Below are 18,045 nucleotides of genomic sequence, written 5' to 3'. Positions count from 1 at the left end.
GGAGCGTCGAGGTCATGGCGGCGCGTTCCGGCGCCGCCCAGTCGCAGGGAGAAGACAGATGACCGTACACGTCCGGCCCAGTTCCGTCTATCCGGACGAGCCGTCCGGTGCCGCGCCGGGCGGGCTCCTGCTCCGGACCCGCCTCACCGGCGCCGCCGTCGTCGCCGGCACCGCCGCCTGGATCACCGGCCTGCTCATCGCCGGGAACGAGATCCAGGACGAGATCGTCCCGGTCGAGATCTGGGGCAGCATGGCGTTCCTGCTCGGCGTCCTGTGCCTCGTCGCGCTCGTCCTGTCCACGAACGCCACCGGTGGGGGCAAGGGCCGCTACATCGCGATCGTGGAGATGGTCCTGTTCGGTCCGGCGCTCATCTGGTGCCCGCTGGCGGTCGCCTACGACGGCGACACCCCGGGCTGGGTGATCCCGTTCGACCTGTGCTGGCCGCTGTCGATGCTCGGCATGCTGGTCCTCGGCATCGCCGTCGCCAGGGTCGGCCGCTACCGCGGCCTGCTGCGCCGGCAGTTCCTGCTCTGCGGGCTGTGGCTGCCGGTCGCGGGCATCGGGCAGGCCGTCATCGGCGACGACGGCGGCACCCTCCCGGGCACGGCCTGGCTCGGCCTCTCCTACGGCGTCCTCGGCCTGCGCCTCGCCCTCACCCCCCGCATCGTCCTGCCCTCCCCGGCGCCCGCCGAGCAGGGCTCCGCAGGGCCTTCCCAGTAAGGGCCGACGGGACGGGAGGGGCCGCCGGCAGGGCGTCTGAGCTGGGAGTTTGATTTTACGGGGGTTTGCCTTCTCTTGGTGATGTGAGTAGCTTGGCCCCCGCCAAGGCGCTTCCCAGGCGTTCTTGTTCCACCCGGCTCGGAGCCGGTGGCGGCGGCACGCTCCACGTGCCGTCCGGCGGCGCGCGACGATCGCGTCCGCCCGTGCCCTTCCCCAGGGCCTGACAACAGCAACGCCGCTCTCACTCGCAGCGGCAACCGCCGAGTCCGCCGAAGCGCGGAGCCGGGGACCCACCCTCACTGGGGTGAATCGGCCGATCCCAGGCCGTAGGGCGACTTCCACGTCCGAACCCGTCAGCTAACCCGGTAGGCGGCCAATGGAAGAAGGAGCCCCCCTTGAAAGGCAAGCAAGGCAAGCACGGCAAACGCTCGGGTCCGTTCGGCCTGAGCTCCCGCGCCAACGGCGCACTGATCGGTATCGCCGTGGTCGGCGTGGCCGCCACGACCGTCCAGGCGGCGAAGTCGCCGGAGGAGACCGGAACGTCGGCCGCCGCCGTCCACAGCGTCCCGAAGCCGCGGGCGGCCGACCCCACCGAGTCCACCACGTCCAGCAAGTCCAGCAAGTCCGACAGCTCCGACAAGTCTGGTAAGACGGGCCTGGACGAGCGGTCGCAGGTCATCGCGCGGGCGAAGACCTGGAACCCGCACAGCGACGAGCGGGTGCGCTACAGCCAGTCCGGCTACCACGAGGGCTACCGGACCGACTGCTCCGGCTTCGTCGCCATGACGCTGGGGCTGCCGAAGCCGGGGCCGAACACGGTCGGGCTGACGTCGTCGCGGTTCACCAAGCGGATCAAGATGTCCGAGCTCAAGAAGGGCGACCTCGTCATGGACGCCCAGGGCACCAACACGACGAGGCACGTCGTCATCTTCGAGAAGTGGGCCAACAGCCGGCACACGTCGTACTGGGCCTACGAGCAGCGCGGCCGCTACGGCACCGACTACCGGACGCGGGACTACGGCCTGTCGTCCGGCAGCGAGTACAAGGCGTACCGGCCCGTGAAGCTCAGCGACGCCTGAGGGCGATCCCGGCCGTCCCCGGCTGCTCGGGGTGCGCGCCCGCCCCTCGTCGGCGTTCTCCCGGCGGCGACGACGCTGCGCCCGGAGAGTGGGGTGAACCCCGACTCTCCGGGCGTTCCGGTCAGGTGTCGCGCATGGCCCGCAGCGACTCCTTCAGCGAGCCGACGGTGGCCATGACCGCCGTGGGCTCGTAGCCGCAGTGCGCCATGCAGTTCGCGCAGCGCGGGTCGCGGCCCCGCCCGTAGGACTCCCAGTCGGTCTCGTCCAAGAGCTCCTGGTAGGTCTGGGTGTAGCCGTCCGACATCAGGTAGCAGGGACGCTGCCACCCGAAGAGCGAGTAGGACGGGATCGCCCACGCCGTGCAGGGGAAGTCGACCTTCCCCTCCAGGAAGTCCAGGAACAGCGGCGAGTGGTTGAGCCGCCAGCGCTTGCGGTTCCCGTCCGCGAACGCCTTGCTGAACAGTTCGCGGGTCTCCTGGACGCCGAGGAAGTGCTCCTGGTCGGGCGCCTTGTCGTAGGCGTAGCCGGGCGAGATCATCATCTCGTCCACCTGCAGGTCGTCATTGAGGTAGTTCATGACGTCGATGACGGTCTGCGGCGTGTCGGTGTTGAAGATCGTCGTGTTGGTCGTGACCCGGAAGCCGCGCCGCTTGCACTCCTTGATGGCGGCGACCGCGTCGTCGAAGACGCCCTCCTTGCAGACCGACTCGTCGTGCCGTTCCCGGAGGCCGTCGATGTGCACGGCCCAGGCGAAGTACGGCGACGGCTCGAACTTGTCGATATGGCGGGGAATGAGCACCGCGTTCGTGCACAGGAAGACGAACTTCTTGCGCTTCACGAGCTCGTTCACGATCTCGTGGATCTTCGGATGCATGAGCGGCTCGCCGCCGGCGATGGAGACCATCGGCGCGCCGCATTCCTCGATGGCGGCGACGGCCTGCTCGACGGGCATGCGCCTTTTCAGCGTGTCGGCGGGGTGCTGGATCTTCCCGCATCCCGCGCAGGACAGATTGCACGCGAATAGCGGTTCCAGCTCCACGATCAGCGGGAACTTCTCCCTGCCGCGCAGTTTGTTGCGGAGGATATAGCTTCCGATGCGTAGGCTCTGGCGAAGCGGCATGCTCATTGTGTTCGGACCTCCTTTGGCAGGGTGAATTCGGTCGTCTCCACCGTGACCGCGTGCTCCTCGATCTCGACCGGCCCGAGCCCGCGCAGGACGTCGACGACCGCGTCCAGCACGGACGGCGGCGCGGACGCCCCGGCGGTGAGCCCGACGACGCGGGCGCCCCGGAGCCGCCCGAGCGGGACGTCCGCGGGCTCGTCGATCAGCACCGCCGGCGCGCCGTGGCCCTCGGCCACCTCGACCAGGCGGCGGGAGTTGGACGAGTTGGCCGAGCCGACGACGAGCACGAGGTCGCTGTCGCGGGCGACCCCCGCGACGGCCCGCTGCCGGTTGGTGGTGGCGTAGCAGATGTCGTCGGTGTGCGGGCCGACCGCGTCCGGGAACCGGCCGGTGATGGCGGCCGCCACCTCGCCCGCCTCGTCGGCGGCGAGGGTGGTCTGGGTGAGGTAGGCGACGCGCCGGCCGGCGGGCAGCGCCGCGACGTCGTCCGGCGACTCGACCAGCACCGTCGCGGACGGCACCTCGCCGAGGGTGCCCTCGACCTCCTCGTGCCCGGCGTGCCCGATCAGCGCCACGAGGTGGCCGGACGCGGCGAACCGCCGCGCCTCCGCGTGCACCTTGGACACCAGCGGGCAGGTCGCGTCGATGACGCGCAGCCCGAGCCGGCCGGCCTCGTCCCGGACGGCGGGCGCGACGCCGTGCGCGGAGAACACCGTCACCGCGCCGGGCGGGACCTCGTCCAGCTCGTCCACGAACACGGCGCCGCGGCGGCTGAGGTCGTCCACGACGTGGGTGTTGTGGACGATCTGCTTCCGCACGTAGACGGGCGGGCCGTGCAGGTCGAGCGCGCGCTCCACGATCTCGACGGCCCGTTCCACGCCGGCGCAGAACGAGCGCGGGCCGGCGAGCAGGAGGCGGCGCGGGCCGGCCGCGTCCGCCCACGCGCGCAGCGCCGGGCCGACGGTTCGGAGCCGGCGCAGCGCGGCCGTCCCGCCGGTGAGCGTGGCGGGGCCGGCCAGCGGCCGGTCGGGCGTGTCGACGATGGCGCGGACCACCGCGAACGGCCGGTCCCCCGCCGCGGCGGCCAGGGCCGCGGACTCCATGTCGGCGACGAGCGCGCCGCCGGCCGCGAGTGCGGCGCGTTCCGCGCCGGACACGATGTGGTCGACGGTGACGAGCGGGCCCCGGTGGACGGTCGCGCCGGTCGTCCGCTCCAGCAGGCCGGCGAGCGGCTCCGCCGAACGGCACGGCACGGTCCCGGACGGGCCCCGGACCTCGGTGGCGACGAACAGGTCGCCGGGCCGGAGCCGCTCGTCCAGTGCCCCGCCGCAGCCGGCGACGGCGAGTGCATCGTGCTCCGGCAGCTTCTCGGCGGCGGCGCGCGCCTTGGCCTGGCCCATCCCCGTCCGGACGACGCGCAGGCCCCCGCGGGCGAGGGCCCTGGCCTCGACGCCGAGCGCCGCGCACACGGTGAGCCGCGTCATGTGGCACCTTCCAGGTACCGGCCCAGGGCGCTGATCGGGAACACCAGCCGGTACAGGTGGTAGTTGATGTAGAAGTCGCCGGGGAACCCGGTGCCGGTGAACTGGTCCTCGTCCCAGTTCCCGTCCGGGCGCTGGTTGTCCACCAGCCACCGGACGCCGGCGTCCACGGCGGCGGAGCGCTCCCCGGCGGCGAGCAGCGCCAGCAGCGCCCACGCCGTCTGCGACGGTGTCGACTCGCCCCGCCCGATCCAGGCCGGGTCGTCGTAGGAGCGCAGGTCCTCGCCCCAGCCGCCGTCGGGGTTCTGGTGCTCCTCCAGCCACGCCACGGCGCGCCGGATCGCGGGCTTGCCCGGGCGGACCCCGGCCGCGATCAGCGCGGGCACCACGCCGCCCGTCCCGTACACGTGGTTGGCGCCCCAGCGGCCGAACCAGGAGCCATCGGCCTCCTGCGCCTTCAGCAGCCACACGACGGCCCGCTTCACCACGGCCGACTCGGCGAGGCCCTCCTTGGAGAGCGCCTCGACGACGTGCGCGGTGACGTCCGCGGACGGCGGGTCGATGACGGCGCCGAAATCGCAGAACGGCAGCTTGGTGCACAGCTCGCGGGTGTTGTCGGCGTCGAACGCGCCGAAGCCGCCGTCCCGCGACGCCATGCCGTTCAGCCACCGGATCGCCCGCTCGATCGGCGCCTCCGCCTCCGGCAGCGCCACCTTGCGCAGCGCCAGGATCGCCTCGGCGGTGTCGTCGGTGTCCGGGTAGACGTCGTTGTCGAACTCGAACGCCCACCCGCCCGGCGGGAGGTCCGGCCGGCGCACCGCCCAGTCGCCGAGGCCCTTGACCTCCTCGCCGACGACCCAGTGCGCGGCGCGCAGCAGCGCGGGGTCGTCGGGGGCGGCGCCGGCGTCGCCGAGGGCGTTCATGGCGAGGACGGTGTCCCAGACCGGCGACTGGCACGCCTCCAGCCGGCGGCCCTTCTCGTCCCGGATCGTGAACCGCTCCAGACCGTCCAGCCCGCGCTTGACGACGGGATGGTCGAGGCCGTAGCCGAGGACGTTCAGCGCCATCAGCGAGTACACCCACGGCGGCTGGATCCCGCCCCAGCAGCCGTCGGCCTCCTGCCGCGCGATGATCCAGTCGGCGGCGCGGCGCATCGCGGCCCGGCGCAGCGGCCGCACCGGCGCCTTCTCGTACACGTGCAGGACGCGGTCGAGCGCGTTGAAGGCCCGCCCCCAGCCCTTCGCGCCGTCCGGCGGCACGGCGCCGCCGCGCAGTTCGGCCAGGTCGACCGGCAGCGACCGGACGGGGCGCAGCGACCCGAGGATCGTCAGCGGGACGATCGTCTGCCGCGCCCAGCACGCCCAGTCGTACACGTTCAGCGGCACCCGGCTCGGCAGGAACATCAGCTCCGGCGGCATGACCGGCAGGTCGTCCCACGACCACTGCCCGAACAGCGCCAGCCAGATCCGGGTGAACACCCGGCTGCCCTCGATGCCGCCCGCGTCCCGCGCGTACTTGGCGGCGGCGAGCATGTGGCCGGCGTCCGGCGGGTCGCCGGCGAGCCGCAGCGCGACGTACGCCTCGATCGTGGTGGACAGGTCGGCGGGGCCGCCGTGGAAGTTCGCCCACGTGCCGTCGGCGCGCTGCTGCGAGCGGATCCAGCGCGCCGCCTCCGCCGTCTCGGCCTCGGTGCGGATGCCGAGGAACTGGCGGAGCAGCAGGTCCTCGGCGTCCATCGTGACGTTCGTCTCAAGTTCGGCCTTCCACCAGCCCTCCGGCGACTGCAGGCCGAGCAGGTGGGCACGGGCCGCGTCGAGCGCGCCGGCCGCCGCGCCGGTGAGCCCCGGCGCCTCTTCCGTCGTGGTCATTCGGCGGTCTCCTTCTCGCACGTGCCGGGTCAGTGGTCCCGGGAGGTGACGAACAGGGCGATGTCCCGGAACTCGGCGGCCACGAGGTCGTCCATCCCGGACTGGTCGAGGTGCCGCTCGGCGGAGGCGATGCGGCGGTCGGCCTCGGCGGCGGCCCACTCGCGGCCGCCGGCCGCCTCGACCAGCCGCGCCATTGCGCGCAGGGCGTCCTCGGACGGCGGGTCCGGTTCGCGGTACAGCTCGGCGAGGCGCGCGGAGTCCGGGGTGCCGGCGTTCAGCGCGTACACCACGGGCAGCGACTTCTTCCGGGCCCGCAGGTCGGACAGGACGGGCTTGCCGGTGACGTCCGGGCTGCCCCAGATGCCGAGCAGGTCGTCCACGAGCTGGAACGCCAGGCCCATCTCGGCGCCGAAGCCGGTCAGCCCGGTGACGAGCCGCGTCGGCCCCTCGCCCAGCATCGCGCCGATCGAGCAGGCGCAGGCCAGCAGCGCGCCGGTCTTGTCGGCGGCCATCGCCACGCACTCGTCGAGCGACACGTCGTCGCGCTGCTCGAACCCGATGTCGGACGCCTGCCCGGAGATGAGCCGCTGCGTGGCGGCGGCCAGGGCCCGCGCCGCCCAGTGCGCGCCCCGCGTGTGCTGGTCGAGCAGCAGCTCCTCCGACAGCGCGAGCAGCGCGTCGCCGCCGAGGATCGCGGCGGACGGGCCGAACACCGTCCACGCGGCGGGCCGGTGCCGGCGGGTGCGGTCGCCGTCCATGATGTCGTCGTGCAGCAGCGAGAACGCGTGCACGAACTCGACGGCGACCGCGCCGGGCAGCGCCGTCTCGTAGGACGCGCCGGCGGCGCGGGCCGACAGCAGCGCCAGCGCGGGGCGCAGCGCCTTCCCGCCCGCCGTCGCCGGCAGGCCGTTCTCGTCGGTCCAGCCGAGGTGGTAGGCGACGACGCGGCGGGTCCACGGGTCGAGCCGGTCGGCGAAGGTGCGCATCGCCTCGTCGACGAGGGCGCGCCCATCGGTGATCGAGTGGGGAATGGTGGTCATCGGCCGCTCACCCCGTCGGTCCGCACCTGCTGCAGGTGCCGCCGGACGAGGCGGGCGGCGGTGAGGCCGCTTCGCACGGCTCCCTCCATCGTGTCGGGCCAGCCCGTGTCCGTCCACGCGCCGGCGAGGAACAGGCCCGGCAGCCGGGTCGCGGACGCGGGACGCAGCGCGCCGCTGCCGGGGCTCTGGCGGAATGTGGCGTGCCGTTCCCGCGTCACGAAGAAGTCGGCGACGCGGGCGCGGCGGGCGGCCGGCAGGAGCCGCTCCAGTTCGGCGAGGTACACCTCGCGCACCTCGGCGGTCGGCGTGTCGATCCAGCGGTCGGCCGCCGACACCGAGACCGCGAGGTACTGGCCGCCGCCGGTCAGGCCGCTCACCGCCGTGCGGTCGAACACCCACTGCACGGGCGAGCCGACCGCCGCGACGAACGGCTCGTCCCTGCCGTCCACCCGCAGGACGGGCCGGTCGTAGACGACATGGACGTTGACGATGGGGCTGGAGCCGAGGCCGCCCCATTCCTCCCGATCGGGGGACGCCTCCCCGGGGACGAGCGCCGACGCCTGCCGGTGCGGCACCGCGACGACGACGGCGTCCGCGCTCACCGGGGAGCCGTTGACGACGAGCTTCGGCCCGGCGTCGATCGCCGACACCTTCGCGCCCAGCTCGATCCGGCCGCCGCCCCGCTCGATCTCCGCGGCGGCGAGCGTGCCGTGCAGGTCGCCGAGCGGGATCGCGGGGACGCCGATGTCGGCGGCGTCCGGACGGCCGAGGAGCGCGGTCTGGCACACCATCGCGGCCGGGCCGAGCGCCGCGTCGTCCAGCCGGATGTTGAGCGCGGCGGTGACGAACAGGTCCCACAGGGCGTCGCGGGCCTGCCGCCGCTGGCCCCGGTCGGCGAGCCAGCCGCCCATGCTGAGCCGGTCCAGCGCCGGGTCGTCCGGGTCGAGCCGGTCGAGCGCGAGCGACGCGCGCACGGCCCGCAGCCGGTCGGCGGGCGACAGCAGCCGGTAGCCGGCGAGCGCGGGCAGCAGGTGCAGCGGTCCGGGGGCCTTGGCGCGGCGCAGCCGCCCGCCCGGGCCGCCCGGGGTGAGGACGCGGACGTCGAAGCGGTCCTGGACGCGGACCCGGTCCGCCGCGCCGAGCCTGGCGAGCAGCCCCTGGTACGCCGAGCAGCACTTCAGGAAGATGTGCTGCCCGTTGTCGACGGTCAGCCCGTCGCGGGTGAAGGAGTGCGTGGCGCCGCCGAGCCGCGGGCGCGCCTCGTAGACCGTCGCCCTGATCCCGGTCTCCTGGAGCGCCAGCGCCGCCGTGATCCCGGCGAGGCCGCCGCCGACGACGGCGACCTCCCCCGAAGGGCGGGCCGCGCTCGTCATCGGCGGACTCCCGACATCGCCATCGCCGACACGGCCGCCTTCTCCCAGGCCGGGAGGGACGTGCGGGTGTCGAGCGCGGTGAGCGGGTCGGCCTTGATGCGCTTCAGCAGCTGGCGGTAGATGCCCGCCATCGCCCCGGCGCACGCGGCGCTGCGCCGGTCCAGCATGGGCAGCAGCTTCAGGCCCGTCCCGTACCACTCCTCGGCCCGGTCCGCCTCGAACCGGATCAGGCTCGCCAGCCGCTCCGGGTCGTCGAGCAGCCGGCCGTCGCCGTCGCGCTTCAGCGTGACGCCGAACTTCACGAGGTCCTTGGCGGGCAGGTACGCGCGGCCGCTCAGCCCGTCCTCGCGGACGTCCCGCAGGATGTTCGTCAGCTGCAGCGCCACGCCGAGCGCGTCCGCGCGGGGCACCGCCGTGTCCGGGTCGGACGTGCCGAACACCCCGAGCGACAGCCGGCCGATGGCGCCGGCGACGCACCGGCAGTACCAGAGGAGGTCCTCGAAGGTATCGTAGGTCTCGCCGCGGACGTCGGCCTCGCAGCCGTCGATGAGCTCGCCGAACGCCTCCAGCGGGATCGGGTAGCGGTGCGCGGCGTCGGCCAGGGCGACGAGCACCGGGTCGGACGGGTGCGCGGCGGCGTCGGCGAGGCGCTCGCGCTCGTCGCCGAGCCTGGACAGCCGGGTCGCGGGCGGCGCGCCGTGGTCGTCCCCGATGTCGTCGATGCGGCGGGCGAATGCGTAGACGGCGCTCAGCGCGCGGCGCTTCGGCGCGGGCAGCAGCCTGATCCCGTACGAGAAGTTGCGCGCCTGCGAGCGCACGATGTCCTCGCAGTGGCGGTAGGCGCTGGGAGCGTCCATCCCCTCATCTCCTTCCCAATGTCCGCGACCACTCGGCGAGCAGCCGCGCCTTCCTCGGCCGTGGCGGGGTTCGGAGGACGTCGTAGGCGCCGCGGTCCAGCGCGGCGAGGGCGGCGAGGCCGCCCGCGACGTACCCGGCGACGGCGACGCGGGCGAATCCGCGGAGCCGGCCGGTGAGGGCGGCGCCCTCCTCCAGCAGTGCGCCCGCCCGCCCGGCCTGGAGGGCGACGACGCCGCGCAGCCGGGTGGGCGTGATCGTCGCGGCCAGGTCGTCCTCGGTGCAGCCGAACCGCCGGAGGTCGTCCCCCGGCAGGTAGATCCGTCCGTTGCGGTGGTCCTCGCCGACGTCCTGGCAGTGCTCGATGATCTGCAGCGCGGTGCACACCTTGTCCGACAGCGCGAGCCGGTCGGGCGTGGCGGCGCCGAACACGTGCAGGACGATGTGCCCGACCGGGTCGGCGGAGTAGGCGCAGTAGCCGAGCAGGTCGTCGAACGTCGCGTACCGGGTGACCTCCTGGTCGCGGCGGTTGGCCTCCAGGAGGCGGCGGAACGGCTCCGCCGGGATCCGGCACGCGGTGATGGTGCGGGACAGGTCGCGCAGGACGGGCAGCTCCGGCCGGGCCCCGGCGTAGACGCGGTCGAGGTCGTCCTCCACCAGGTCGAGCAGGCCGGCGCGCTCGTCCGGCGGGGCCTCGTCGCCGATGTCGTCCACGAGCCGGGCGTAGCCGTAGACGTTCAGCAAATGCTCGCGGTGGCGCGCGGGGAGAAGGCGGGTCGCGACCGGGAAGTTCTCCCTGGACTGGAGTTCGATCCGGGTGCGGCGTTCCTCGGCCTCGTTCCACAATCGCTCGCTGACGGACATGGCATTCCTTCGGGGCGGCGGCGGCGCGGGGTGTCATCGATGCCCGATATCCGGGCGAAGGCCCGGTAAACATGGCCCATCGTGAGGCCCCTGGGACCTACCTCCCCGAAACCGCGCGGACGACCCTCCCGGATAACCGGCATTTGCGATGACAGGCCGGAAGTGGTCAGCCGGGAATATGTGATCGTCCCGCCCGCGGATGACCGCCGGTCAGGAGATTTTCCCATTCCGTTATATTGGACTCGTGTTGAGTCTTGCGTCTAACCCGGAGGCTCATTAGTGCGAGACCGGTGTCTCATCCGGGTGGGCGCAGGCGGGAAATCGGGTCAGAACGTCGCGAGCATCCCGGCGAGGAGCCGCGGGGTCCGCTCGGGCGGCGCGGCCTCGGTCACCAGCGTGTTGAAGACGTGCCAGTGCCGCTCGATCTCGGCGCGCCGGACCGGGTAGTCGGCGCGGTCGGCGCGCTCGAGGTACACCATGTCGGGCAGCCCCTGCTGCGGGAACCGGACGAGGGTGAGCGGGGCGTCGCCCGCGACGCGGCCGCAGATGCCGAACGGGGCGATCTGCACGGTGACGTTCGGCCGCCGGCACATCTCGATGATGTGCCGGAGCTGGCCGCGCATCGTCGCGGCGTCGCCGATCGGGCGCCACAGCGCCTGCTCGTCGAGCACGGCCCACAGGTTGACCGGGCGCGGCCGGCGGCGCAGCACGCGCTGGCGCCGCATCCGGAACTCGACCCGCCGCTCGACCTCCTCCTCGGCGCTGACCCGCCGGATCAGCGCGCGGGCGTAGTCCTCGGTCTGGAGCAGGCCGGGCACGAACTGGGCCTCGAACGTGCGGACCAGCTTCGCGGCCTGCTCCGCGCTGAGGTACGGGCGCACCCAGGACGCGACGATGTCGCCGTCCTCGTGCCACCAGGCGCGCGCGGTCGTCTGCTCGGCGAGGGCGAGCAGGGTGGTGCGCTCGTCGCCGTCCGCGCCGTAGCGGGCCAGCAGCCGGGCGACCTCGCGCGGCCGGCTGCCCACCCGGCCCTGCTCCAGCCGCGCGATCTTGGACTCGGACCCGTGCACGGTCTGCCCGGCGTCCCGCCGGGACAGCCCGGCCCGCTCCCGCAGCTCGCGCAGCCGCCGGCCCAGCAGCATGCGGGGGACGAGCGGGTCTCCGTGCGGGCGCGCGTCGCCGCCGCGCCCGGTTCCGGCCGGCCCGCGCCGGCCGGTCCTCGTGCTACCGCTGCTCGTGCTGCCGCTGCTCATGACGCCGCTGCTCATGCCGGAGGCCAACGGGACTCCTCGGGGGGATCGGCTTGACGACCGCCCTCACTATAGCTTCACGCATCGCGGCGGGAAGAAGACGCTGCGCGACCTGCCCTCCGCGTCAGGGTTTCCGCGCCACCGCGCACAGGGTCGGAAGATCTTCGGCGTCCATCCCCTCGACCTCGGGCCGCCACGCGCCGCTGGTGACGAGGCCGGGCTCCTCCATCTCCAGCCCGTCGAAGTACTCGCGGATGAACGCGGGACTCCGCAGCCGGAACGGGATGGCGCCGGTCTCGTCGTAGGCGCGCTGCGCCGCGTTGAACGCCTCGTTCTGATCGGTGGAGTCGTGCAGGATCAGGTAGCTCCCGGACGCCAGCGGCTCCAGCAGCCCGCGCACGACGCCGAACGCCTCGTCGGGGTCGACGATGTGCCCCATGACCCCGATCAGCATCAGCCCGACGGGCTGCGACAGGTCGAGGATCTCCGACGCCCGCGCCATGATCGTCTTCGGGTCGTGCAGGTCGCAGTCGATGTAGGACGTCCGCCCCTCGGCGGTGCCCGTCAGCAGGGCGCGCGCGTGCGCGAGCACGAGCGGGTCGTTGTCGACGTAGACGACCCGCGCCTCGGGCGCGGCCCGCTGGGCCATCTCGTGGGTGTTGTCGACGGTGGGGAGCCCGGTGCCGCAGTCCATGAACTGGCGGATCCCCCGTTCGAGGACGAGGAACCTGATCGCGCGGTCCATGAAGTAGCGTCCCGCGCGCGCGATCGGCACGATTCCGGGATAGAGCGAAACGTACTGGTCGCCGGCGATCCGGTCGATCTCGTAGTTGTCGGTGCCGCCGAGCCAGTAGTTCCAGATCCGGGCGGACTGCGGAACGTCGGTATTGATCTTCGCTTCCGGCCCACGGTCCTGGCCGCCGCTGGTATCCGTCATCGGTCGGGCGCTCCTTCCGGGATACGGCTCCGGCATGTCACCCGCAAACCTAGACCCGCCGCCCGCAGGACGCCTAGAAACGCGAAATTCGGCCCCGAGCCCCCGACATTCCGGACATTAACGAATGCCCAGAATCCCCGTACTCAAGAGACTCCCGTGCCGGCAGTGGCCAGTGGCACCTCTGCGCACCACCCATCACACGGGCACCATGCCCGCCATAATGAGTCAATTGTCCTGTTATGCTGCGGATCGCCGACGACATGATCTTGAAGGGGGCATCATGGCGGACCTGTCCGGCACCGACCTGGACCAGCTGCTGGGTGAGGCGCGCAAGACGCTGGAGTCGATGCGGCAGGGCGGCGGCGCGGCTCCCGACCGGCCCGCCGCGTCCCGTTCCGAGCAGCTCCAGGGCATCGGGGAGGCGGCCGGCGGACGTATCACGGTGACGGCCGTCCCGGGCGGCCGCATCGACGCCGTCCGGCTCGACCCCCGCGCGATGCGGATGGCGTCCGAGGAGCTCGGTGAGCAGCTCGCGCTCGCCGTGAACGCCGCTCTCGACGACCTCCGCGCCAAGAGCGCCGCGGCGGGCGCCGACCAGGCGGTGGACACCGCCGCGCTGAGCAGGCAGGTCGAGCGGCTGCAGAACGACGGGCTGCGCCAGATGGCGCTCATCGGCCAGGCCATCACCGAGAGCCTGTCCCGGATCGGCGGCGCGCGGTGACCACGGGGTTCGAGGTCTCCCCCGACCGCATCAAAGCGGCGGCGTCGCAGCTGCGGGCGGCGGCCGACGATCTGGCGGACGCCGCGAAGAGCTTCCAGGCGGAGGTCTCGGGGTTCGGAGAGCCGTGGGGCGGCGACGACATCGGGATGGTCATCGGCCTGGCGCACGGCGCGATCTTCCAGGCCGCGGTGGAGTGCTTCACCGACAACGCCAAAGAGCTGAGCGGGCATGCGGAGGGCCTCACCCGCGTGGCGGACAACCACGTGCGGACCGAGGAGGCCAATGTGCTCTACGTCAACCGGGTCCGGGAGTTCCTTTAATGGGAATGCAGCTTCCCGGTGAACTCATCGGCCTTCTCGGAATGCTCGGCTACACGTGGCCCGAGGCCGACGAGGCCAAGCTGTTCGAACTTGGGAACACCTGGACGGAGTTCGCCGGCCGGCTGAACGGGTTCACCGAAACGGCAGACGCCGCCGCACAGCGGGTGTGGACGGAGAACAAGGGCGAGGAGTTTGAGGCGTTCCAGGCCGCGTGGACCGGCGAGGACTCGGCCGCCGAGAACCTCAGAACCGCCGCGAACAGCTGCCTGGCGACGGGAATCGGGCTCTTCATCGCCGCCGCCGTCGTGCTGGCCCTGAAAATCAACGTCATCGTCCAGCTGATCCTGCTGGCGATACAGATAGCGCAGGCGATAGCGACGGCCCCGGTCACTTTCGGCGCCTCGCTCGCCGAAATCCCGATCTTCAAGGAGATCGCCGGGTTCATCATCGACATGCTGATCGACCAGGCGATCGGAGCACTCCTTGGGTCCTAAACCGGGTCGCGGGCACCACGGCGGCCGAGAAGGCGGTGAAAAGGGCGGCAAGTCCGGCCACGAGATCCCCGGAAAAGGCGTCATCGTCGAGGCCGTCAACCGGGCGGGCGCCTTTCCCAAGCGGTACAAGGGGCTGAACTGGAAGGACGGCGAGGACCCCTGGCCGAACATGATGCGCGGGAAGATCGGCGAGGATCTGGCCGAGCAGTCCGCGAAACTGAACGGCGAGCGAGTCGTCGCCTCGCAAGTGAAGGTGCACAATGCCGACGCCACGTCGGTCAAGGGCAGCAGCAATATCGACCATGTGGTGAAGACGCCGGACGGGAGATACGAGGGCGTCGAGGTCAAAACCGGCGATGCGAGCTTGAGCGAGGGTCAGGAGAAGCATTACCCGAACGTTCCCAAGGGCGGCCTGAAAGTCATGACCGACAAACTCCAGGGCGAGGGCGTCAACAGCGGCGACATCCTCCGCCCGGGGCAGATCTCCGGCGTACGCCTAGAACGATGGGATATTGATAGCATGCCCGCGCAGAGCAAGGAGTTGCTCGACCGGTACACGGTCGGCGACATTTTGGACGGCAAGGCCGGCACGGACCGCGCCGACGAGCTCCGTAACTGGATCGAAGGCGACGATGCCTTCAAGGTGGAACGACGATGGACATAGCCGAACGACGGCCGGGAGGTCATCCATGACGGTCCGCGACGCGGGGAGCGTCGACCAGATCACGGTGAGCCAGGACGAATCGACCTGCACGCTGCTGATGGTCGAGGACCGGCCGTTCACCGGTGCGTCCGCGCAGCACGACCAGATCATGGACAAGGTCAACACGTATCTGGCGTTTCTGCAGGGCGGGCAGTTCGCCGAGCAGTTCCCGGAACTCGCGGACAAGCGCAAGGCGGTCCGCCTGGTATGCGTGGACGAGCCGAGCGACCCGTCGTTGATGGAGCTGCTGCAGGTGGCGAACGGGCTGTTCGCGCGGAACGGCATCGATTTCTCGGTCGAGGTGATTCCGCCCGGAATGACGCGGGGCGGCTCCTAGGCCGTCACATCCCCCTGAGGCGCTCCTCGATCGCGCGGCAGTACTTCTCCTGGGGTTCGTCGATGCTGGGGATCCCCGTCGGCATGTGCTCCTCGCGGAGCGTGTTCAGGGCCGCGCGGGCGGCCTCCCCATCGCCCTTCACCAGGTTCACCGCCGCCAGCGTCTCCAGCCTCTTGGCCTCCGAGCCGGGAGAGGACTGCGGGACGCCGAGCGTCGCGACCAGCGTGTCGAGGCCGGCCTGCGACGTCATCCACGGGACCACCTCATCCGTCAGAATGCGCACGGACAGGCCGACCGCTTCGTCGACCTCGTCCAGGTTCGACGGCCGCAGCGCGGAGACCGCGTCGAGGGAGGCGTTCGACGGGACGCCGTACCAGCCTCCCGGCAGGATGATGGCGTCGGCGTCCTTCGCCCCGAGCCCGTACAACTCGCGCATCAGCCGCTGCGTCGGAAGGTGGTCGAGGAGCGCGGACGGCGGGTCGAAGTAGACCATGAGCGCCGGGCCGGTCGCCGCCCGCTTCGGGAGCCCGACCCGGCCGGCCCACTCCTCGCCCAGCGGGAGCCGGTAGAGGTCGCGCCGCAGGTGCTCGAAGCCGAGCGGGGCCAGCGCCTCCGTCTCGCGGCGGAGCCATTCCTTGCGGAGTTCCGCGCTGGTGGCGGGGTCGGCCTGGCTCAACGCGGCTCCCTCTGGTCGGCGTCCATGTCGCCGACCGTACCGGGTCAGCGGGCGGTCCAGACGGCTATGGCCAGGGCCACGCGGTCCTCGAAGCGGTGGGGGTCGCGGCCGGTGAGGGCCTCGATGCGGGAGAGGCGGTGGCGGAGCGTGTTCGGGTGCAGGTACAGGGCGCGGGACGTGGCGCCGACCGCGCCGCCCATGTCGAGGAAGGTGCGGAGCGTCTCGGACAGCCGGGTGCCGTGCGCCTTGTCGTACTCCCTCAGCGGGCGGGCGATCTGGTCGGCGAACGGGGCCAGCTGCTCCTGGTCGAGCCGGCCGAGCAGGGCCTGGAAGGTGGCGAGGTCGGAGGCGTGCACGACGCCGCCGCTGCGGCGGGCGGACTTCAGCGCGGTGAGGCTCTCGGTGAGCGACACCGGCAGATGGTCGAGCGGGCCGGGGCTGCCGACGCCGGCGGGCTCGCTCCAGGCGTGCGCGTCGTTGGTGATGAGCAGCGCGAGGTCGCCGTCCAGGCCGAGGACGCCCGGCAGATCCTCCTCCACGCCGTCCATCGCGATCACGAGCAGGGCCGCCGGGTCCAGCCCGGCGTCGTCGACGCGGGCGCGGACCGCCTCGGGGGACGCGAGACCCTGCTGCACCATGCGCAGCAGCCGCCCGGTCTCCTCCCGCTCGTGCCGCTCGTCGGCGGTGGAGGCGAGCCGCTCGGCGAACCACTCGGTGAAGCCGAGGAACGGCACCTCGGCCGGCACCTCCAGCAGCGGCAGGCCGAGGCGCTCGCAGGTCTCCCGCAGCTCCACCGGGACCTCGGCGGTCACGTCGCCGACGCCGTAGCCGATGGCGCTCGCCCGGCCGGCCTTCACCGCCTCGGCGAACGCGGCGCAGGAGCCCGGCTCGCGCAGGGACGCGCCGACCGTCAGGACGATCTCGTGGCCGCGCAGGTGGGGCGAGGGGTCGGGCAGCTCGGTGGAGTGCGCCCAGCGGAGCGGCCGATCGAGACCGGATTCGCCCGCGACCAGGCGCAACCGGAAGCGCGCCACCTCCAGGAGCTGGCGGACGGTGTGCTGCGGCACCGCGGGATCGCTGCTCACAGCCTCACCCTCTCACCCCGGCGCGGCGGCGCCGGTGCCCGTGACCGTGATTTGGGAGAACCATGCTTTGGAGAAGGGCACGACGGTCCGGGCGTGGCGCGGTGCGTTCGGACAATAAGGCGCCGAGCCCCTTGCCACCTGCGATTATGTCGGGTTTGTCTGGAACTTCGGAGCTAGTCTCGAGGTGATCGGATGCGCGAGCGAGTCGCACTCGTCACCGGCGCGGCCGGCGGGATCGGCGGCGCGACGGTGCGCGAGCTGGCCGGGCGCGGCTGGACGACGGCCGCCCTGGACCTCGCCCCGGCACCGGACGCCGACCACACGGTGGGCGTGGACGTGGCCGCCCCCGAGCAGGTGGACGCGGCCGTCCGGCGGATCGAGCGGGAGATGGGCCCGATCGAGGCGGCGCTGTGCGCGGCCGGGCACTACACGATCGTCCCCGTGTCCGACATCGCCTGGCCGGACTGGGTGCGGATGCTGCGGGTGCACCTCGGCGGCGTGCTGAACGTGTGCCGGGCCGTGGCGCCGGGCATGGCGGAGCGGGGCGGCGGCACCGTGGTCGCGGTCTCGTCCGACCTGGCCATCGGCGGCGGGGACGGGGAGGCGCACTACGTGGCGGCCAAGGGCGCGGTGCTCGGGCTCGTCCGGTCGCTGGCGGCCGAGCTGGCGCCGTCGGGGGTGCGGGTGAACGCGGTGGCGCCCGGCCCGACCGACACGCCGATGCTCCCGCCTGACTCGCCCTGGCGCCGGCACGCCTTCCTGCAGTCGCTGCCCACCGGGCGGCTCACCTCCGCGGAGGAGGTGGCGTTCGCCGTCGCCTACCTGGTGGAGGAGGCGACGTTCTGCGCCGGCGAGGTCCTCTCGCCCAACTCGGGGATGGTGATCTGATGGCGGTCGCGCTGGTCACCGGGGCGGGCGGCGGTCTCGGCTCCGCGGTCGCGCGGCGGCTGGCCGCCGACGGGCACCGGGTCGCCCTGAACGACCGCCCCGGCCGGGACCTCACCGATCTCGCCCGCGAGCTGGACGGAGTCACCGCGCCCGCGGACGTCGCCGACCCGGAGGCCGTGGCGGCGATGGTGGCGGAGGTCGAGCAGCGGGCGGGCGGGCATGTCGGGATC

The 18,045-nt window shown here is 72.6% G+C and carries 20 protein-coding genes and 1 riboswitch; of the genes, 9 read left to right on the top strand and 11 right to left on the bottom strand.

Translation table 11 applies throughout. The annotated features are described in order from the left end of the window. Positions 1–58: 58 nt before the first annotated feature. Complete coding sequence (locus E1284_RS11705) at positions 59–721, top strand: hypothetical protein (protein ID WP_131939064.1); 663 nt, start codon at positions 59–61, stop codon at positions 719–721. A 248-nt stretch (positions 722–969) separates the two neighbouring features. After that, positions 970–1,109, top strand: a riboswitch (cyclic di-AMP (ydaO/yuaA leader). Positions 1,110–1,116: 7 nt separating this feature from the next. After that, entirely contained in the window at positions 1,117–1,800 is a 684-nt protein-coding gene (locus tag E1284_RS11700; protein ID WP_131939063.1) for a hypothetical protein, read from the top strand. 121 nt (positions 1,801–1,921) lie between these two features. On the opposite strand, the gene hpnH is transcribed toward E1284_RS11700, so the two are convergent. The 9 genes from hpnH to E1284_RS11655 form a co-directional block, all read right to left on the bottom strand. After that, positions 1,922–2,926, bottom strand: a complete 1,005-nt coding sequence (hpnH, locus tag E1284_RS11695; protein WP_131939062.1) for an adenosyl-hopene transferase HpnH — start codon at positions 2,924–2,926, stop codon at positions 1,922–1,924. Beyond that, a complete protein-coding gene (gene ispH, locus E1284_RS11690; RefSeq protein ID WP_131939061.1) occupies positions 2,923–4,407 on the bottom strand; it encodes a 4-hydroxy-3-methylbut-2-enyl diphosphate reductase in 1,485 nt (494 codons plus the stop codon). The genes hpnH and ispH overlap by 4 nt, the downstream gene beginning before the upstream one ends. Next, on the bottom strand, positions 4,404–6,272 hold the full coding sequence (gene shc / locus E1284_RS11685) for a squalene--hopene cyclase (protein ID WP_131939060.1): 1,869 nt from the start codon (positions 6,270–6,272) through the stop codon (positions 4,404–4,406). The genes ispH and shc overlap by 4 nt, the downstream gene beginning before the upstream one ends. A gap of 29 nt (positions 6,273–6,301) precedes the next feature. Continuing rightward, positions 6,302–7,312 (bottom strand): polyprenyl synthetase family protein, encoded by a 1,011-nt coding sequence (locus E1284_RS11680; RefSeq protein ID WP_131939059.1) that lies wholly within the window; start codon positions 7,310–7,312, stop codon positions 6,302–6,304. Further along, complete coding sequence (hpnE, locus tag E1284_RS11675) at positions 7,309–8,685, bottom strand: hydroxysqualene dehydroxylase HpnE (RefSeq protein WP_131939058.1); 1,377 nt, start codon at positions 8,683–8,685, stop codon at positions 7,309–7,311. The genes E1284_RS11680 and hpnE overlap by 4 nt, the downstream gene beginning before the upstream one ends. Further along, positions 8,682–9,542, bottom strand: coding sequence for a presqualene diphosphate synthase HpnD (gene hpnD / locus E1284_RS11670; protein ID WP_131939057.1), 861 nt, complete (start codon positions 9,540–9,542; stop codon positions 8,682–8,684). Before hpnD ends, hpnE begins: the two co-directional genes overlap by 4 nt. Positions 9,543–9,546: 4 nt before the next feature. After that, positions 9,547–10,404, bottom strand: coding sequence for a squalene synthase HpnC (gene hpnC / locus E1284_RS11665; RefSeq protein ID WP_131939056.1), 858 nt, complete (start codon positions 10,402–10,404; stop codon positions 9,547–9,549). Positions 10,405–10,730: 326 nt separating this feature from the next. After that, complete coding sequence (locus E1284_RS11660) at positions 10,731–11,657, bottom strand: helix-turn-helix domain-containing protein (RefSeq protein WP_131939055.1); 927 nt, start codon at positions 11,655–11,657, stop codon at positions 10,731–10,733. 121 nt (positions 11,658–11,778) lie between these two features. Next, positions 11,779–12,591, bottom strand: coding sequence for an SAM-dependent methyltransferase (locus tag E1284_RS11655; protein WP_131939054.1), 813 nt, complete (start codon positions 12,589–12,591; stop codon positions 11,779–11,781). A 280-nt stretch (positions 12,592–12,871) separates the two neighbouring features. Here E1284_RS11655 and E1284_RS11650 point away from each other — a divergent pair, with 280 nt between their 5' ends. The 5 genes from E1284_RS11650 to E1284_RS11630 are packed head-to-tail and all read left to right on the top strand — an operon-like array spanning position 12,872 to position 15,166. Further along, positions 12,872–13,312, top strand: a complete 441-nt coding sequence (locus E1284_RS11650) for a YbaB/EbfC family nucleoid-associated protein (protein WP_131939053.1) — start codon at positions 12,872–12,874, stop codon at positions 13,310–13,312. Further along, positions 13,309–13,632: a hypothetical protein gene (locus E1284_RS11645; protein WP_131939052.1), complete on the top strand. Its 324-nt coding sequence runs from the start codon at positions 13,309–13,311 to the stop codon at positions 13,630–13,632. Before E1284_RS11650 ends, E1284_RS11645 begins: the two co-directional genes overlap by 4 nt. Beyond that, a complete protein-coding gene (locus E1284_RS11640; RefSeq protein ID WP_131939051.1) occupies positions 13,632–14,126 on the top strand; it encodes a WXG100-like domain-containing protein in 495 nt (164 codons plus the stop codon). The genes E1284_RS11645 and E1284_RS11640 overlap by 1 nt, the downstream gene beginning before the upstream one ends. Then, positions 14,116–14,790: a hypothetical protein gene (locus E1284_RS11635; RefSeq protein WP_131939050.1), complete on the top strand. Its 675-nt coding sequence runs from the start codon at positions 14,116–14,118 to the stop codon at positions 14,788–14,790. The genes E1284_RS11640 and E1284_RS11635 overlap by 11 nt, the downstream gene beginning before the upstream one ends. A gap of 25 nt (positions 14,791–14,815) precedes the next feature. Further along, positions 14,816–15,166 (top strand): DUF6572 domain-containing protein, encoded by a 351-nt coding sequence (locus E1284_RS11630; protein ID WP_131939049.1) that lies wholly within the window; start codon positions 14,816–14,818, stop codon positions 15,164–15,166. 4 nt (positions 15,167–15,170) lie between these two features. Here the strand turns inward: E1284_RS11630 and E1284_RS11625 are convergent, their stop codons facing one another. Then, a complete protein-coding gene (locus tag E1284_RS11625) occupies positions 15,171–15,842 on the bottom strand; it encodes a hypothetical protein (protein WP_131939048.1) in 672 nt (223 codons plus the stop codon). Between the two features lie 44 nt (positions 15,843–15,886). Continuing rightward, positions 15,887–16,927 carry a PucR family transcriptional regulator gene (locus tag E1284_RS11620; protein ID WP_131939047.1) on the bottom strand — a complete coding sequence of 347 codons (1,041 nt, stop codon included), beginning with the start codon at positions 16,925–16,927 and terminating at the stop codon, positions 15,887–15,889. A gap of 192 nt (positions 16,928–17,119) precedes the next feature. Between E1284_RS11620 and E1284_RS11615 the strand changes: the two genes are divergently transcribed. Further along, positions 17,120–17,815 (top strand): SDR family NAD(P)-dependent oxidoreductase, encoded by a 696-nt coding sequence (locus E1284_RS11615; protein ID WP_131939046.1) that lies wholly within the window; start codon positions 17,120–17,122, stop codon positions 17,813–17,815. Beyond that, positions 17,815–18,045 (top strand): SDR family NAD(P)-dependent oxidoreductase (locus E1284_RS11610; RefSeq protein ID WP_131939045.1); only part of this gene is annotated, 231 nt, incomplete at its 3' end. The genes E1284_RS11615 and E1284_RS11610, both read left to right, overlap by 1 nt.

The organism is Actinomadura bangladeshensis (genome assembly GCF_004348335.1).
Taxonomy (GTDB): Bacteria; Actinomycetota; Actinomycetes; order Streptosporangiales; family Streptosporangiaceae; genus Spirillospora; species Spirillospora bangladeshensis.
Note: the sequence above shows the minus strand (reverse complement) of the source record. Positions and strands in the feature narration are given on the sequence as shown.

Coding starts and splice junctions, on each gene's coding strand:
- E1284_RS11705 (WP_131939064.1), top strand. CDS start 59: ATGACCGTACACGTCCGGCCCAGTTCCGTCTATCCGGACGAGCCGTCC.
- hpnH (WP_131939062.1), bottom strand. CDS start 2,926: ATGAGCATGCCGCTTCGCCAGAGCCTACGCATCGGAAGCTATATCCTC.
- ispH (WP_131939061.1), bottom strand. CDS start 4,407: ATGACGCGGCTCACCGTGTGCGCGGCGCTCGGCGTCGAGGCCAGGGCC.
- shc (WP_131939060.1), bottom strand. CDS start 6,272: ATGACCACGACGGAAGAGGCGCCGGGGCTCACCGGCGCGGCGGCCGGC.
- E1284_RS11680 (WP_131939059.1), bottom strand. CDS start 7,312: ATGACCACCATTCCCCACTCGATCACCGATGGGCGCGCCCTCGTCGAC.
- hpnE (WP_131939058.1), bottom strand. CDS start 8,685: ATGACGAGCGCGGCCCGCCCTTCGGGGGAGGTCGCCGTCGTCGGCGGC.
- hpnD (WP_131939057.1), bottom strand. CDS start 9,542: ATGGACGCTCCCAGCGCCTACCGCCACTGCGAGGACATCGTGCGCTCG.
- hpnC (WP_131939056.1), bottom strand. CDS start 10,404: ATGTCCGTCAGCGAGCGATTGTGGAACGAGGCCGAGGAACGCCGCACC.
- E1284_RS11660 (WP_131939055.1), bottom strand. CDS start 11,657: ATGAGCAGCGGCAGCACGAGCAGCGGTAGCACGAGGACCGGCCGGCGC.
- E1284_RS11655 (WP_131939054.1), bottom strand. CDS start 12,591: ATGACGGATACCAGCGGCGGCCAGGACCGTGGGCCGGAAGCGAAGATC.
- E1284_RS11650 (WP_131939053.1), top strand. CDS start 12,872: ATGGCGGACCTGTCCGGCACCGACCTGGACCAGCTGCTGGGTGAGGCG.
- E1284_RS11640 (WP_131939051.1), top strand. CDS start 13,632: ATGGGAATGCAGCTTCCCGGTGAACTCATCGGCCTTCTCGGAATGCTC.
- E1284_RS11630 (WP_131939049.1), top strand. CDS start 14,816: ATGACGGTCCGCGACGCGGGGAGCGTCGACCAGATCACGGTGAGCCAG.
- E1284_RS11615 (WP_131939046.1), top strand. CDS start 17,120: ATGCGCGAGCGAGTCGCACTCGTCACCGGCGCGGCCGGCGGGATCGGC.